The following is a 15,943-nucleotide window of genomic DNA, read 5'->3' on the forward strand; positions in this document are numbered from 1 at the left end:
ATGTGCTCCTTATGGGAAATGGCTCTGTACTGGACCGAAAGCGACTCGGCCAACAGCGCAGTCTACGCGGCATGATGACAGCGTAGTGACAGACACCACGTAACGTGTGGATTGCGTGGCGCAGCGAAGAACCGTACCAGTTTCTGATCTTGGCATTCGCGGGCACCCGGGTGGTTGCCCCAGCTCCAGCCGCCAGGTCTGTCGCCGCGCGCGTCAGCTTGCCCGTGCCACATCCAGCTCTTCGCCGCGGGCGCGGCGCTTACGCATCCGGGCTACGGCCGCGGGCAGGCCGAGCCTCGTCAGCTCTTTCACTTCTGCGTTGCTTGCTTTGTCCAGGTACTGCTGAACCTCTTCGTCGGGTTCGAGAAGTTTGCGGAGCCGGTTCTCGACCCGCTCCATACCCAGTGCGAACAGCATCAACAGCACTGGGAAGAGCACCACAGCGAGTCCTTGCATACGGAGGAGTAAACACGGTCTAGGTCTCAGATGGAACACGGCAACCGAACTGGACGGGCAACGTTCGCCGATGGTTCCGTATGGTGGACAGGTGCGTGTCACCCCCTCCACAGCCGCCGGGAACGGGCGTGCGTCCGCCCCCGAGGCGACCGATGCGCAACCCGGCCCGGTCGCCGCTCCGAAACGGAAATCCCGCGCGCGACAGGCGGAAACTCAGCTCGGACTAGTTCGCCGAGCGCGCCGCATGAATCGGACATTGGCCGACGCTTTCCCGGACGCGCATTGTGAGCTGGACTTCACGAATCCACTTGAATTGGCGGTCGCGACAATACTTTCCGCGCAGTCCACGGATGTGCGGGTGAATCTCACCACCCCCGCCCTATTCGCCAAGTACCCGGACGCCCGCGCTTACGCCGAGGCCAACCGTGCCGAGCTGGAGGAATACATCCACTCGACCGGTTTCTTCCGCAACAAGGCCAGCTCGCTGATCGGCCTCGGTCAGGCGCTGCTCGAGCACCACGACGGTGAATTGCCTCACACCATGGACGAACTGGTGAAGTTGCCCGGGATCGGCCGCAAGACCGCCAACGTCATTCTCGGCAACGCGTTCGGCGTGCCAGGCATCACCGTCGACACGCATTTCGGCCGCCTGGTGCGGCGCTGGGGCTGGACCGCCGAGGAAGATCCGGTGAAGGTCGAGCACATCATCGGCGAGCTCATCGAGCGCAAAGACTGGACGATGCTGTCGCACCGGGTGATCTTCCACGGCCGCCGGGTGTGCCATGCCAAGAAGCCGGCCTGCGGTGTGTGCGTGCTGGCCAAGGACTGCCCGTCGTTCGGGGCCGGGCCCACCGACCCGGACACCGCCGCCGAGCTGGTGAAGGGTCCGGAGCGGGAGCACCTGCTCGAGCTGGTGGGCCGGTGAGACAATTCCCGGTTGCCTGGCGATGGGCGCTGGCGGGATTGATCGCTGTGGTCGCACTGGCGGCCGCCCTGTGGCCACGAGGACGGGATACCGACACCACGGCGGACAACGGGCAGCAGACGCGCTCGAGCGCCGGGATATCCGAACAGCAACGCGGCGCGGCGAACCTCGCGGCCTGCCCGCGACCCGCCCCCGGCACCGCCGGTTCCGGCCCGCTGGCCGGCATCCCGGTCAGCTGCCTGGCCGACGGCGGCGCGGTCGACCTGGCCGCCGCCCTCGCGGGTAAGCCTGCGCTGCTGAACCTCTGGGCCTACTGGTGCGGACCGTGTGCGCAAGAATTGCCGTATTTGCAGCAGTTCGCCCAACGCGCCGGAAACGCGATTACCGTGCTGACGGTGCACAGCGACCCCGATGAGGCCAAGGCGATTTCACGACTGATCGGACTGAACGTGAGACTCCCTGGTGTGCTCGACGCCGATGCGCGCGTGCGCACGGCCGTCGGCGCGCCCGCCGTGCTGCCGATCTCGGTGCTGGTGCGGGCCGACGGCTCGGTCGCGCGGGTCGAGGTCCGCGCGTTCACCGGGGTGGACGACATCGCGACCACCGTCGCGCAGGAGCTCGGGGTGGCCGCATGACCATCCCTGTGCCGCAAGACATTCCGAAGTGGCTGAGCAAGGCTATCGAGCCTGTGACGGACAACTCGGACACCCTCACGATCGCGCGCACGCTACGTCGCGCCATGTCCATCACGTCGACGCCACGACAGGCGGCGGTTCTGGTGCTGTTCGGTGGCGCACCCGAGGCCGACGCCGACGGGCTCGGCGGCCTGCCCGCCGACGCGGAGGTGCTGCTCACCCAGCGCGCCGCCACCTTGCGGCAGCATCGCGGCCAGATCGCCTTCCCCGGCGGTGCCGTCGATCCGGGTGACACCGGGCCGATCGACACCGCGTTGCGCGAGGCGTGCGAGGAGACGGGGCTGGACCGTGCCGGCGTGGAACCCCTTGCAGTGCTGCCGAAGTTGTTCGTGCCGCCGTCGCGTTTCGATGTGACTCCCGTGGTCGCCTACTGGCGCACCCCGAGCGAGGTCGGGGTGGTGGACGAGAGCGAGACCGAACGGGTGGTGCGCGTGCCGCTGGCCGACCTGCTCGATCCGGCGAACCGTTTCCTGGTCCGCAGCAGCCTCGGCTACCAGAGCCCCGCCTTCCAGGTGGACGGCATGCTGGTCTGGGGCTTGACCGGCGGTATCCTCGCAGGCATCTTCAAAGCCGCAGGGTGGGAACCGGATTGGAACCATCGGGATGTGCGTGACCTAGAGGCCGCCCTTGCCGACGTGGGAATGACCTTATGAGTACCTCGGCCTGGCTCGATATCGCGGTGGTGCTGCTCGCACTGCTGGCCGCCTCCTCGGGGTGGCGGCAGGGCGCGGTCGCGTCCGCCCTCGCGTTCCTCGGCGTCGTCCTCGGTGCGGTCGCAGGCATTCTGATCGCGCCGCACATTCTGATCCACGTCGACGAGGGCCGCACCAGGGTGCTCACCGGCGTGCTGCTGATCGTGCTGCTGGTGATCGTCGGCGAGGTCGCGGGCATGGTGCTCGGCCGCGCCGCGCGTGGCGGCATGCGACATCCGTTCACCCGCAGCGTGGACAGCGTGGTCGGCGCGGTGCTGCAGGCGGTTGCGGTGCTGGTCACCGCGTGGCTGCTCGCGTTGCCGCTGGCCACCTCGTCGCAGCCGTCGATCGCCACCGCGATCAACGGTTCCCGGGTGCTCACCGACGTCAACGATGTCGCGCCGAACTGGTTGCGCCGCTTGCCCAACGAGTTCTCCAAGCTGCTCAACACCTCCGGCCTGCCGGACGTGATCGGCCCGTTCGGCCGCGCCCCCATCGCGGCCGTCGAACCGCCGGACCCGAGCGTGCTGTCCAGCCCGGTCGCCGCCTCGCTGCAGGGCAGTGTGCTGCGCATCCGCGGCGTCGCGCCGAGTTGCCAGCGCGCGCTGGAGGGTTCGGGTTTCGTGATCGCGCCCGAACGCATCATGACCAACGCGCACGTGGTCGCCGGCACCACCAGCGTGCAGGTGGACACCGTGCGCGGCCCGCTGGACGCGAGCGTGGTGCTGTTCGACCCGTCCAAGGACGTCGCGGTGCTCGCGGTACCCGGGCTCACCGCCCCGGTGGTGCCGCAGGCGCCCACCGCCGCGCGGCCGGGTGACAGCGCCATCGTGCTCGGCTACCCCGGCGGTGGTCCGTACACGGCGAGTGCCGCCCGCGTCCGGGAGACGCTGGACCTCACCGGTCCGACGATCTACCGCGACGGCACGGTGGAGCGCGAGGTCTACACCGTGCGCGGCCGGGTCCGCGCGGGCAATTCCGGTGGCCCACTGGTGGATACCGACGGCGAGGTGCTCGGCGTGGTCTTCGGCGCCGCCGTAACCGACGACGACACCGGCTATGTCCTCACATTGTCCGAGGTCCGCGCCCAGCTCGACGCCGCATCCGGCTCCACCGTCCCGGTCGGCACCGGCGCCTGCGTCCTCAGCTGACATCCCCAACCGACCGAAGGCGCCCTTCATCCCAGCAGACGGGCTGAAGGGCGCCTTCGGTCAGCGTCCTGTCTCGAGGTTGTGCTGACCGAAGGCGACCTTTGGCCCGGTAGACGGGGTGAAGGTCGCCTTCGGTCGGGGGTTAGGTCAGGAGTTTGGCCAGTTCGGCGGTGACCATGTCCGGGTTCTCCTGGTGCGCATAGTGGCCTGCGGCGGGGATGGTGGCCAGGCGGCGGTCCGGGGAGAGGTGCTGGCCGCGGCGGAAGGTGCTGGTGAGCACGTAGGGGTCGAGGTCGCCGCGCATGGCGAGGACCGGGATGCGGATCGGTTCGCGCATGGTGGCCATGAAGCGGCGGCCGTCCGGCCGCCACTGGCTGCGGAAGGCCCAGCGCTGGTATTCCAGCGCACAGTGCGCGGCGCCGGGAATCTGGATGGCCGAACGCATCCGGCGCGCGGTGTCGACGAATTCGGTCGTGCCCGACCAGGATCCGCTCACCCGCTGCCGCAGCAGCCGCTCGACCTCGAACCCGTCGGCGGTGGTCAGCAGCCGCTCGCCGTAGCGGGGCAGCTGGTAGCGCAGGAAGTTGGGCAGCCAGGTGGCGCGCTGGTGCCGGTTGCGCAGCACCGCGCTCTTGAGTGCCGCCGGATGCGGTGAGCTCACCACCGCGATGGAACGGACCAGCCGAGGATGCAGCACCGCGGTCGCCCAGCACACCAGGCCACCATCGGCATGCCCGACGAGGGTCGCGTCGGTGTAGCCGAGCGCGCGGATGAGCCCGGCGATATCGCCGGCCAGGGTCCAGCCGTCGTAGCCGCGCGGCGGTTTGTCGCTGTCGCCGTACCCGCGCAGGTCGACCGCCACCGCGCGATAGCCGAGCTCGGCGAGCCCGGTCAGCTGATGCCGCCAGGACCACCAGAAGTCGGCGAATCCGTGCAGCAGCACCACCAGCGGTGCGTCGGTGCGCTCGGGGGCGGCATCGACCACATGGAATCGAATGCCGTTGGCATGAACGTCCCGATGCGCCCACGGCCCGTCGAAACGGACGCTGGACGGATCCGGAATATGGTGCGACGACACGCCGATGCAGCCTAGTAGTTCGGGGTATCCGCGCGCGAGCGAGCGGTTACGAAGCGGGTTTTTCCAAAGAGCGGGGCGCGTCGTGGGCGGCGGCGCCGAGTCCGTGCGGCAGCACCGCGCGGGCCTGTTTGAGCGAGTCGATCGTCTTCTCCGGCGCCCGCAGCTTCTTCACCCGCAGATAGCCGAGCAAGGCGAGCAGCGCGGTGGTGACGATCATCAGCAGGAACACGATGAGGAACGCGGCCCAGCGGGCCAGCCACACGTCGAGCAGTTCGCCGAGGAAGAAGAAAAAGAAGAACGTGCTGAACAGCAGGACGGTCAGCGCGAGGATGAAGTAGACGCTGCCCTGCAGGCCCTTCTTGATCTCGCCGGTCACCTCGGCCTTGGCCAGCGCGACCTCGGCCCGGACCAGGGTCGACATCTGTTCGGTGGCGTCGCGCACCAGCGTGCCGAAGCTGGCGCTACCGCTGGGATTGGCGTCGGACAGGGGAATGGAGGTCACCGTACGACCGCGCTGTGCGTCGTTCCCGTTTCCGCCGTTTGTGACACTCACTTGGTAGACCCTTCTCCCTGTCCAGGCACTTGCTTCGGCCTCACTCTTCTCGTTGTAACGCACGGGCGTCCCGCCGCGCCTGGTGGACACGCCCACGTCGCAACAGTAGCGCCGAACCGGCGAGCGACGCCGCCATTGATGTGACCAACACAGCGGCCTTCGCCAATTCGGCTGCGGAGCCGTCTCCGACGTCGGCCAGCGCGAGTTCTGCCACCAGAAGGCTAACGGTGAACCCGATCGCGCCGAGCACCGACAGGGCGAACATGTCGCGATAGCCGAGTCCGGCGGGCCGCTTCGCCACCCCGAACCGGATTGCGAGCCAGCTGATCCCGAAGATTCCGGCGGTCTTGCCGAGCAGCAACCCGAGAATGATGGCCAGCGCCAGCCTGTCGCTGAACAGCGCGCCGAATACCTTGCCGTCCAACGGAACTCCGGAGGCGAACAACGCGAACAGCGGCACGCACAGCCCGGCCGAGATCGGCTGGATCAGGTGCTCCAGCCGGGTGGCGGGCGCCTCCTCCTCGCCGGGGTCGGTCCGCACTCGGGTGAGTAGGCCGAGCGCGACACCGGCCAGCGTCGGGTGGATGCCCGCCTCGTGCAGCGCGTACCAGGACACCAACGCCAGCGGGAGATAGAGCCACGGCGTGCTGATCCGCTTGTGCTGAGCCAGCGCCCACCCCGCGAAGCAGGCCGCGGCGGCCAGCAGCCACAGCAGCGCCAGCGTCGAGGTGAACAGCACGGCGATCAGAATGATGGCCATCAGATCGTCGACCACGGCGAGGCTGAGGAGAAACACCCGCGCGCTCGCCGGGATCCGCGATCCGGTCATGGCCAGCACGGCCAGCGCGAACGCGATATCGGTCGCCACCGGAATGGCCCAGCCGCGATCCATCCCCGGCACGCCGAGGCCGACCACCAGGGCGATCAATGCCGGGGTGACCACGCCGCCGATCGCGGCGATGATCGGCAGCGCGGCCCGTTTCGGGTCGGCCAGCTCGCCGACGACGAGCTCGCGTTTGAGCTCCAGCCCGGCGACGAAGAAGAAGATGGCGAGCAGGCCGTCCGCGGTCCACTCGGCCAGCGAGAGATCCAGGTGCAGCCCCGGGATGGCGAACGTCGTCTGCGTCATCGTCAGGTAGCTGTCGCCCCATGGCGAGTTCACCCACAGCAATGCGACGGCGGCCGCGACGAGAAGGATTGCACCGCCGACTGTTTCGGTCCGGAGATAGCGGGACAGTTCCGAGCGCACTTGCGTGATCACGGGGAACCTTTCGGCAGGGTCGGTCAACGCTGCGACCACGCCATCCACCGATTCGGCTGTCAGGTACGCGGCCGCATGCCGACCAGACTTCCCGGCACACCTTACGCAATCCTAACGGGTAGGGCCGGTGACGAATCACGCCACCGGCCCTAACATGAAGCGTTTGCGAGCCGCGAATGCGCGAGGCCGCATGCTGCGCCTATCGGTCTGGGCTATGCCTTGGTCGCCCGAATCGCCTCGAAGACGTTGGGATCGACCAGCGTCGAGGTATCGCCGAGTTCCCGGCCCTCGGCGACGTCGCGCAGCAACCTGCGCATGATCTTGCCGCTGCGGGTCTTGGGCAGCTCGGGCACCACGTGGATCTCCCTCGGCCGCGCGATCGGGCTGATCTCGCGCGACACCTCCGCCTTCAGCTCAGCCACCAGCGCCGCGCCGGTGTCCTTGGCCTCGGCGGTCAGGATGACGAACGCGACGATGCCCTGACCGGTGGTCTCGTCACTGGCCCCGACCACCGCGGCCTCCGCGACACCGGAGTGCCCGACCAGCGCCGACTCCACCTCGGCGGTGGAGATCCGATGGCCGGACACGTTCATCACGTCGTCCACCCGGCCGAGCACCCAGAGGTCGCCGTCGGCGTCGAGCTTGGCGCCGTCGCCGGCGAAGTACCAGCCCTGCTCGGCGTAGCGCTCCCAGTAGGTGGCCCGGTACCGCTCCATGTCGCCCCAGATGCCGCGCAGCATCGACGGCCACGGCTGGTCGAGCACGAGGTAGCCGTTGGCCTCGGTCTCGCCGCGCTGCACCGGCTTGCCCTCCTCATCGACGACCAGCGCCGAGATGCCGGGGAGTGCAGCCATCGCCGCACCCGGCTTGGTCGCGGTGACGCCGGGCAGCGGCGAGATCATGATCGAGCCGGTCTCGGTCTGCCACCAGGTGTCCACGATGGGTGCCGTGCCCGCGCCGATCACGTCGCGGTACCAACGCCAGGCTTCCGGGTTGATCGGCTCACCGACCGATCCGAGCAGCCGGAGGCTGGACAGGTCGTGCGCGGCGGGGATCTCGCGGCCCCACTTCATGAACGTGCGCACCAGCGTCGGCGCCGTGTAATAGATGCTGACGCCGTACTTTTCGACGATCTGCCAGTGCCGGTGCTCGTCCGGGAAGTTCGGCGTGCCCTCGTAGACCACCTGGGTGGCGCGGTTGGACAGTGGCCCGTAGACGATGTAGCTGTGCCCGGTGACCCAGCCGATGTCGGCGGTGCACCAGTAAACGTCCTGTCCCGCTTTGTGATCGAAGACGTTGTGGTGGGTGTAGGACGTCTGCGTGAGGTAGCCGCCGGAGGTGTGCAGGATGCCCTTGGGCTTTCCGGTGGTGCCGGAGGTGTAGAGGATGAACAGCGGATGCTCGGCATCGAACGGCTGCGCCTCGTGCTCCGGTGACGCCTGCGCGACCGTCTCGTGCCACCACAGGTCGCGCTCGTCGGTCCACGGCACCTCGATCTCCGTGCGGCGCACCACGAGAACGTGTTCGACGCTGTGTGGCACATCGCCGTTCGCGAACAGCGCCTCGTCCACCGCCTCCTTGAGCGGGGCGGACTTGCCGCGGCGCCACTGCCCGTCGGTGGTGATGATCAGCCGGGCGCTCGCGTCGTCGACGCGCTGGCGCAGCGCGGTGGGCGAGAAGCCCGCGAACACCACCGAGTGGGTGAGGCCGAGCCGCGCGCAGGCCAGCATCGACACGATGGCCTCGGGCACCATCGGCATGTAGATGGCGACCCGATCGCCCGCTTCGAGACCGAGCTCGGTGAAGTAGTTTGCGGCCCGGCTGACTTCGGCGAGCAGCTCGCGGTAGGTGATCGCGCGCGAATCGCCCGGCTCACCCTCCCAGTGGATGGCGACCTGGTCGCCGTGCCCGTCGAGCACGTGCCGGTCCACGCAGTTGTAGGCGACATTGAGCTTGCCGTCGGCGAACCACTTCGCCACCGGCGCGTCGCTCCAGTCCAGCACCTGTGACCACGGCTGATGCCAGTGCAACCGACTCGCCTGCTCGGCCCAGAACGCGTCACGATCGGCCGACGCCTGCTCGTAGAGCGCGGCATCGGCGTTCGCCGCGGCCGCGAACTCCGCGCTCGGCGGGTACGAGTCCCTGTGGTCGGCGGTTTCGGTCATCTCGTATCTTCTTTCCACGTAGCCTGAGCCCACGATTCAAACGCAGCAAGTTCGACAGTAATCAACTGTGACCTACGCCGCGTCCGGTGTTTCCACCGGGTTTCGGTCCAGTCACGCCGTCGCGTAATCCGCAACGGAGTGGTCGGTCCCAGGAGACACCGGACGGTCTCTACGGAGGCAATGTTCCGGCCGATAGGCCATTTTCGCGCGATGTTTTCCGTGTTTCGGCCATGTTGCCGGATTGGTAACAAGTGGAACGAACCTTTGTCAATCCGATGACAAGGCACGTTCTTGTGGATAATCTGCGAGGCACCCAAGGCGGTTTGTGCCGGCATGCGCCTGGTGACCTCATGCGCGTGCCAAGGATTCCGCCCTTCTCGAAATCGGGAGAACGCGTTGAGATTCAACAGAGCAATGGCGCTGACTGCGGCAGCCCTGCTGGCTACGAGCCTCGGACTGTCCGCATGTTCGTCGGACGACAGTGCCGACGCGAGCATCGTCACCACGAACGGTGGTGAGCCGCAGAACCCGTTGGTGCCCACCAATACCAACGAGAACATGGGCGGCCGCGTCGTCGACCGATTGTTCGCAGGCCTGAAGTACTACGACGCCGACGGCGTCGCGCACGACGAGATGGCGCAGAAGATCGAGACGACCGACCGCAAGAACTACACGATCACCATCAAGCCGGACTGGAAGTTCTCCGACGGCACGACGGTGACCGCGAAGTCGTTCGTCGACGCCTGGAACTACGGCGCCCTCGGCACCAACGCTCAGTTGCAGAGCTACGTGTTCTCCCCGATCGTCGGGTTCGACGAGGTGTCGGCGGAGAAGCCGACGGCACAGACCCTGTCGGGCCTGAAGGTGGTCGACGACAAGACCTTCACCGTCGCGCTGAAGTCGCCCTCCATCGACTTCGAGACCGAGCTCGGCTACGCGCCGTTCTACCCGCTGCCCGATGCCGCGTTCAAGGACATCAAGGCGTTCGGCGAGAACCCGATCGGCAACGGTCCGTACAAGTTCGCGAAGAACGGCGCCTGGCAGCACAACGTGCAGATCGACCTGGTGGCCAACCCGGATTACCACGGTGGTCGCGCGCCCAAGAACAAGGGCCTGCGGTTCGTGATGTACCAGTCCTACGACACGGCATACGCCGATCTGATCGCGGGCAACCTGGACACCCTCGACACCATCCCGGACAGCGCGATCACCTCCTACAAGAATGATCTCGGCGACCGGGCGATCACCAAGCCGACCGCGCAGAACCAGCACATCGGCATCCAGACCAACGTCCCGCACTTCTCGGGCGAAGAAGGCGTGCTGCGCCGCAAGGCCCTCTCGATGGCGATCAACCGAGAGCAGATCTGCCAGAACATCTTCCACGACACCCGGCTGCCCGCGCGTGACTTCACCTCCGCGTCGCTGCCCGGCTTCGACGGCAACCTGCCCGGCTCGGAGTTCCTGAAGTACAACCCGGACGAGGCCAAGAAGCTGTGGGCCCAGGCCAACACCATGTCCCCATGGTCCGGTCGGTTCGAGATCGCCTACAACTCCGACGGTGGCCACCAGGCCTGGATCGAAGCCGTTGCCAACAGCATCAAGAACACCCTCGGCATCGAGTCCATCGGCACCCCGTACCCGACCTTCAAGAACATCCGTGACGAGGTGAACGCCAAGACCATCGGCAAGGCGTTCCGCTACGGCTGGCAGGGCGACTACCCGACCATGCTGCAGTTCCTCACCTCGCAGTACTACAGCTACTCCGACACCAACAACGTCGACTGGAAGGTGCCGGAGTTCGACAAGCTGCTCGACGCCGCGCTGGCCGCGCCGACGCAGCAGGAGTCCTACAAGATCGTCGCGCAGGCGCAGACCATGATGCTGCAGCAGATGGCCGACATCCCGGTGCTCGACTACATCGCCTCCGCCGGTCGATCGGACAAGGTGAAGGCAGCGCCACTGGCCTGGAACGGCCTGTTCGCTTTCGAAAACATCGAGAAGTAGCCGCTGGTGAGCCGCGCCGCCCCGCGCGGCGCGGCTCATCACTGAACCCAGGAGGCGAAAATGGCCTGGTATATCGTGCGGCGTCTGCTTCAAATGATCCCCGTGTTCCTCGGGGCGACGTTGCTCATCTATGCCCTGGTATTCCTCGTCCCCGGCGATCCGATTCACGCGCTCGCCGGCGACAAACCGATGACCCCCGCGGTGGAGGCCCAACTCCGCGCGCGGTACCACCTCGACCAGCCCTTCATCATGCAGTATCTGCTGTATCTGAAGGGCATCGTCACGTTCGACTTCGGCACCGCCTTCTCCGGCAGGCCGGTGCGCGCGGAGTTGGCTCGCGCCTTCCCGATCACCATCAAGCTCGCCTTCATGGCGGTGTTCATCGAGGCCGTGTTCGGCGTGGTGTTCGGCCTGATCGCCGGCCTGCGCAAGGGCAAGCTGTTCGACTCGACCATGCTGGTCATCAGCCTGATCGTGATCGCTGTGCCGATCTTCGTGGTCGGCTTCCTCGCGCAGTTCCTGCTCGGGGTGAAGTGGGGGATCGCGCCGGTGACCGTCACCGGCAAGGCGAGTTTCAGTGAGTTGCTCGTTCCGGCGTTCGTGCTCGGGTCGCTGTCGTTCGCCTATGTGCTGCGGCTGACCCGGAACTCGGTGGCGGAGAACATGTCCGCCGACTACGTGCGTACCGCGACCGCCAAGGGGCTGAGCAGGCGCCGGGTGGTGACCGTGCACATCCTGCGCAACTCCATGATCCCGGTGATCACCTTCCTCGGCGCCGACCTCGGCGCGTTGATGGGCGGCGCCATCGTCACCGAGGGCATCTTCAACATCCCCGGTGTCGGCGGCACGCTGTACCAGGCGATCACCCGAGGCGAACCGCCGACGGTCGTCTCGTTCGTCACGGTTCTGATCATCATCTTCTTGGTCTCGAACCTGATCGTCGACCTGCTCTACGCCGCACTCGATCCGAGGATCCGCTATGCCTGACCTCGATAAAGGACAAGGAATCGACCTCGCGGAGAGCGCGGCCCGTGGTAGGCAGACCTACTTCGTCGCGCCGCCCGACGAGGTCGAGGTGCTCGCGACCGACATGGTCGTCGACCAGGGCTCGCCGAGCAGCATCTGGTACGACGCGTGGCGGCAGCTGCGGCGCAACCCGATCTTCCTCGTCGCGGCACTGATGATCCTGTTCGTGCTCGTCGTGGTGATCTGGCCCGGCCTGTTCACCAGCCAGGATCCCCGGTACTGCAACGGCGACTTCAGCATGAACCCGCGCGGTGCCGGTCATCCGTTCGGCTTCGACAAGCAGGGTTGCGACATCTACGCCCGAACCGTTTACGGCGCAAGGGCTTCGGTGATGGCCGGGGTCGGCTCGACGATCTGCTTCGTGCTGATCGGCGGCGTGCTCGGCGCGCTGGCCGGTTTCTACGGTGGTCTCCTCGACTCCATCGTGTCCCGCGTCGCCGAGATCTTCTACGCGATCCCGCTGATGCTGGCCGCGATCGTGATCATGCAGCTGCTCGATTCGCGGACCATCTGGACCGTGATCGTCATTCTCGCCGGGTTCACCTGGCCGCAGGCGGCCCGGATCGCGCGCAGTGCGGTGATCCAGGCGAAGAACAGTGATTACGTCACGGCGGCAAAGGCTTTGGGTGTCTCCCGAATACGCACGCTGCTGCGGCACGTGCTGCCGAACGCGGCGGGCCCGCTGATCGTGGTCACCACGATCTGGCTCGGCGTCTTCATCGTCACCGAGGCGACGTTGTCCTACCTCGGTGTCGGGTTGCCGCGCACGATCGTGTCGTGGGGCGCCGATATCGCCTCGGGGCAGAAGGAGATTCGCACCTCCGCGATCCTGTTCTATCCCGCAACGGCCTTGGCGCTCACCGTGCTGAGCTTCATCATGCTGGGCGACGCCGTGCGCGATGCCCTCGACCCGAAGGCGAGGAAGCGATGAGTGAATTTCGCAGCGCACAGTCGCCACTGCTCGAAATCAAGGATCTCAACGTCTGTTTCACCTCGGACGGCAAGAAGATACCCGCCGTCCGCGATGTGAACCTGTCGGTGTACCCGGGCCAGACCGTCGCGATCGTCGGCGAATCCGGCTCGGGCAAGTCGACGACGGCGCATGCGATCATCGACCTGCTGCCCGGCACCGGACAGGTGACCTCCGGGTCCATCATGTTCGACGGCAAGGACCTCGCGAAGGCGTCCAAGAAGGACGTCGTCGCGGTGCGTGGCAACGGGATCGGGCTGGTCCCGCAGGATCCGATGTCCAACCTGAACCCGGTCTGGAAGATCGGCTTCCAGATCCGGGAGACGTTGGAGGCCAACGGGATCGCCAAGGGCAAGGCCGCCAAGCAGCGCGCCATCGAGCTGCTGCACGAGGCGGGCATGTCCGACGGCGAGCGGCGGGTGAACCAGTATCCGCACGAGTTCTCCGGTGGTATGCGGCAGCGCGCGCTCATCGCCATCGGGCTGGCCTGCCGTCCCAAGCTGCTGATCGCGGACGAGCCGACCTCGGCGCTCGACGTCACCGTGCAGCGGCAGATCCTCGATCACCTCGACGGCCTCACCAACGAGCTCGGCACCGCGGTGCTGTTGATCACGCACGATCTCGGCCTCGCCGCCGAACGCGCGGAGCACCTGGTCGTGATGTACCGCGGACGCGTGGTGGAATCCGGTCCGGCGCTGCAGATTCTGCGTGAACCGCAGCATCTGTACACCAAGCGGCTGGTGAACTCGGCGCCCTCGCTCGCGTCGCAGCGGTTGTCTTCGGTGAAGCAGCGCATCGAGATTCGCGAGCAGGCGGTGCACGTGGCCGAGCAGATCGCGGCCGCCGACACCGAGTTGTCCGGTGCCCCGGACGACGTGGTGGTCGTCGAAAACCTGACCAAGGCCTTCAAGATCCGCGGCAACGCGCCCTGGAAATCGTCGGACTTCATTGCGGTGCAGGATGTTTCGTTCCGGCTGCGGCGTGGCACCACCACCGCCATCGTCGGCGAATCGGGTTCGGGCAAATCGACTGTCGCGCAGATGATTCTCGGCCTGCTCGAGCCCACCTCAGGCAAGGTCGTGTTCGACGGCAAGGAAGTGGCGAAGCTGGATCGCAAGAGCGCCTTCGCGTTCCGGCGCCGGGTGCAGCCGATCTTCCAGGACCCGTACGGCTCGCTTGACCCGATGTACTCCATCTACCGCACCATCGAGGAGCCGTTGCGCACGCACAACATCGGCTCGCCGAAGGAGCGCGAGGGCACGGTGCGGGACCTGCTCGAAAAGGTGTCGTTGCCGTCCAGCGTGATGCGCCGGTACCCGAACGAGTTGTCCGGTGGTCAGCGGCAGCGGGTCGCCGTCGCCCGCGCCCTCGCGCTGTCGCCCGAGGTCGTGGTTTGTGACGAGGCGGTGTCCGCGCTCGACGTGCTGGTCCAGGCGCAGATCCTGCGGCTGCTGAACGACCTGCAGGCCGAACTCGGTTTGTCGTATGTGTTCATCACCCACGACCTGGCCGTTGTCCGGCAGATCGCCGACAATGTGCTGGTTATGCAGACCGGCAAGGTAGTGGAGGCGGCGTCGACCGAAGAGGTCTTCGACAGTCCGCGGGAGGAGTACACGCGGCGGCTGTTGGATGCCATCCCGGGCCGAGATCTGTTGGTGAGCTGAGGAATCGGCTAGCCGAGAGCGTCACAGCGGCCGCTCCGACCTGTTGGGTCGGGGCGGCCGCTGCGGTAAGCGGATTCGGGCCACCGACAGTCGCTCAGCTCGCCTCCGGCCGGTTCGGCGCCATCACACACGGCAGGCTCCGGAACGGGCTGGGTAAGGCGTTTGCGCGGGCGCAAGTAGCCTCGTAAGCCGTGACCGATCCGCTACAGCCTCTTGTCGATCTGCCCGGCGTTCGTGCCGCCGCCGATCGAGCCCGTGACGCGCTCGCCGAGGTACATCGGCACAAGGCGAATCGGCGGGGCTGGCCGACCACCGCCGCCGAGGCCGCGGTGCGGGCCGCTCGATCCTCCGCCGCCATCGATGGCGGCAGCACCGAGCTGCCCGCCGACGGTCAGGTCGGCGATCCGATTCTGGCCGGGTCGTTGCGGGTCGGGCAGGCGTTGGACGGTGACGCGTTGCGCAATCTGGTCGGCACCTGGCAGCGGGCGCCGTTGCAGGCGCTGGCCCGGCTGCATCTGCTCGCCGCGGCCGACTTGGTGGACGACGAGGAGTCGCTCGGCAGGCCACGCGCGGATGCCGGGGTGGCGGAGCGGCTCGATCTGCTGGTGCAGGCGGTGCTCGGGTCGAGTGCGCCCGCGCCGGTGATCGCGGCGGTGGTGCACGGGGAACTGCTCGCGTTGCGGCCGTTCGGCACCGCCGACGGCGTCGTGGCGCGGGCGGCATCGCGGCTGGTGTCGGTGTCGAGTGGGCTGGACCCGCACAGTTTGGGGGTGCCCGAGGTTTTCTGGCTGCGGCGCAGGCAGGCCTACCTCGACGCCGCTGCGGCGTTCGGGAGCGGTGCGGCGGACGCGGTGGGCAGCTGGGTGATGTTGTGCTGCGGTGCGCTGGAAGACGGAGCGCGAGAGGCTACGTCGATCGCCGATTCGGCGGGATAACCCCGGACATCAAAACGGGCGGCGTTGTCGTTGTCGACCTCGCCGCCCGCGTAGCACGGACTACCCGGTTACCAAGCGTGCTGGGTGGGTTGTGTTCTTGCGGCCTCGGCGATAGTCCGAACTCCGGCGGTTCATCCCCGCAACCTGTGCGAGGCCCTCGCCGACGAAGACCCGGATTTCGCAGGCCCACAACGCTTCTGCCCTTGTCGCGGCGCGCTCCGCGTGGGTGCCTGGTGCCCGTGCTAGGAAGGGTAGTTGGGAGACTGAACCTTCTCTTCCGGTCCTGCCTTGGCCTTCCGACCTTCCGTAGTTACCTTTCTACCCTGTGACGGCCCTCACATCAATAGCTGGGAAAACATTGAATATTC

14 protein-coding genes are annotated in these 15,943 nt (G+C 67.1%); 9 read left to right on the top strand and 5 right to left on the bottom strand.

The features are described from left to right. Nucleotides 1–213 precede the first annotated feature (213 nt). Nucleotides 214–441, bottom strand: a complete 228-nt coding sequence (locus tag ACIBK2_RS06370; protein ID WP_014981184.1) for a hypothetical protein — start codon at nucleotides 439–441, stop codon at nucleotides 214–216. A 106-nt stretch (nucleotides 442–547) separates the two neighbouring features. On the opposite strand from ACIBK2_RS06370, the gene nth reads away from it, so the two are divergent. Genes nth through ACIBK2_RS06390 form a run of 4 tightly spaced genes read left to right on the top strand, consistent with a single transcriptional unit; the run spans nucleotide 548 to nucleotide 3,919 of the window. Then, nucleotides 548–1,381, top strand: coding sequence for an endonuclease III (gene nth / locus ACIBK2_RS06375; protein WP_396964355.1), 834 nt, complete (start codon nucleotides 548–550; stop codon nucleotides 1,379–1,381). Next, nucleotides 1,378–2,016, top strand: coding sequence for a TlpA family protein disulfide reductase (locus tag ACIBK2_RS06380; RefSeq protein WP_396964357.1), 639 nt, complete (start codon nucleotides 1,378–1,380; stop codon nucleotides 2,014–2,016). Before nth ends, ACIBK2_RS06380 begins: the two co-directional genes overlap by 4 nt. Then, a complete protein-coding gene (locus ACIBK2_RS06385) occupies nucleotides 2,013–2,729 on the top strand; it encodes an NUDIX hydrolase (protein WP_396964358.1) in 717 nt (238 codons plus the stop codon). Before ACIBK2_RS06380 ends, ACIBK2_RS06385 begins: the two co-directional genes overlap by 4 nt. Beyond that, the gene (locus ACIBK2_RS06390) at nucleotides 2,726–3,919 is read left to right on the top strand and encodes a MarP family serine protease (RefSeq protein WP_379281910.1); all 1,194 of its coding nucleotides are present in this window, start codon (nucleotides 2,726–2,728) and stop codon (nucleotides 3,917–3,919) included. Before ACIBK2_RS06385 ends, ACIBK2_RS06390 begins: the two co-directional genes overlap by 4 nt. Nucleotides 3,920–4,061: 142 nt before the next feature. Here ACIBK2_RS06390 and ACIBK2_RS06395 read toward each other — a convergent pair whose 3' ends face one another. The 4 genes from ACIBK2_RS06395 to acs all read right to left on the bottom strand — a co-directional run bounded on the left by ACIBK2_RS06395 (nucleotide 4,062) and on the right by acs (nucleotide 8,976). Further along, on the bottom strand, nucleotides 4,062–4,997 hold the full coding sequence (locus tag ACIBK2_RS06395) for an alpha/beta fold hydrolase (protein WP_396964359.1): 936 nt from the start codon (nucleotides 4,995–4,997) through the stop codon (nucleotides 4,062–4,064). A gap of 46 nt (nucleotides 4,998–5,043) precedes the next feature. Beyond that, the gene (locus tag ACIBK2_RS06400; protein ID WP_396964361.1) at nucleotides 5,044–5,550 is read right to left on the bottom strand and encodes a phage holin family protein; all 507 of its coding nucleotides are present in this window, start codon (nucleotides 5,548–5,550) and stop codon (nucleotides 5,044–5,046) included. 40 nt (nucleotides 5,551–5,590) lie between these two features. Next, entirely contained in the window at nucleotides 5,591–6,808 is a 1,218-nt protein-coding gene (nhaA, locus tag ACIBK2_RS06405) for a Na+/H+ antiporter NhaA (RefSeq protein ID WP_396965831.1), read from the bottom strand. Between the two features lie 215 nt (nucleotides 6,809–7,023). Then, entirely contained in the window at nucleotides 7,024–8,976 is a 1,953-nt protein-coding gene (gene acs / locus ACIBK2_RS06410) for an acetate--CoA ligase (protein WP_396964363.1), read from the bottom strand. 414 nt (nucleotides 8,977–9,390) lie between these two features. Between acs and ACIBK2_RS06415 the strand changes: the two genes are divergently transcribed. The 5 genes from ACIBK2_RS06415 to ACIBK2_RS06435 all read left to right on the top strand — a co-directional run bounded on the left by ACIBK2_RS06415 (nucleotide 9,391) and on the right by ACIBK2_RS06435 (nucleotide 15,575). After that, on the top strand, nucleotides 9,391–10,980 hold the full coding sequence (locus tag ACIBK2_RS06415) for an ABC transporter substrate-binding protein (RefSeq protein ID WP_396965833.1): 1,590 nt from the start codon (nucleotides 9,391–9,393) through the stop codon (nucleotides 10,978–10,980). Between the two features lie 60 nt (nucleotides 10,981–11,040). Then, nucleotides 11,041–11,967 carry an ABC transporter permease gene (locus ACIBK2_RS06420; RefSeq protein ID WP_396964365.1) on the top strand — a complete coding sequence of 309 codons (927 nt, stop codon included), beginning with the start codon at nucleotides 11,041–11,043 and terminating at the stop codon, nucleotides 11,965–11,967. Further along, the gene (locus tag ACIBK2_RS06425; RefSeq protein ID WP_396964367.1) at nucleotides 11,960–12,937 is read left to right on the top strand and encodes an ABC transporter permease; all 978 of its coding nucleotides are present in this window, start codon (nucleotides 11,960–11,962) and stop codon (nucleotides 12,935–12,937) included. The genes ACIBK2_RS06420 and ACIBK2_RS06425 overlap by 8 nt, the downstream gene beginning before the upstream one ends. Further along, a complete protein-coding gene (locus tag ACIBK2_RS06430) occupies nucleotides 12,934–14,640 on the top strand; it encodes a dipeptide ABC transporter ATP-binding protein (protein ID WP_396964369.1) in 1,707 nt (568 codons plus the stop codon). The genes ACIBK2_RS06425 and ACIBK2_RS06430 overlap by 4 nt, the downstream gene beginning before the upstream one ends. A 191-nt stretch (nucleotides 14,641–14,831) precedes the next feature. Beyond that, a complete protein-coding gene (locus ACIBK2_RS06435; RefSeq protein WP_396964371.1) occupies nucleotides 14,832–15,575 on the top strand; it encodes an oxidoreductase in 744 nt (247 codons plus the stop codon). The last annotated feature ends 368 nt before the right edge of the window (nucleotides 15,576–15,943 follow it).

Origin of the sequence: Nocardia sp. NPDC050175, assembly GCF_044459885.1 — a bacterium.
Classification (GTDB): Bacteria; Actinomycetota; Actinomycetes; order Mycobacteriales; family Mycobacteriaceae; genus Nocardia.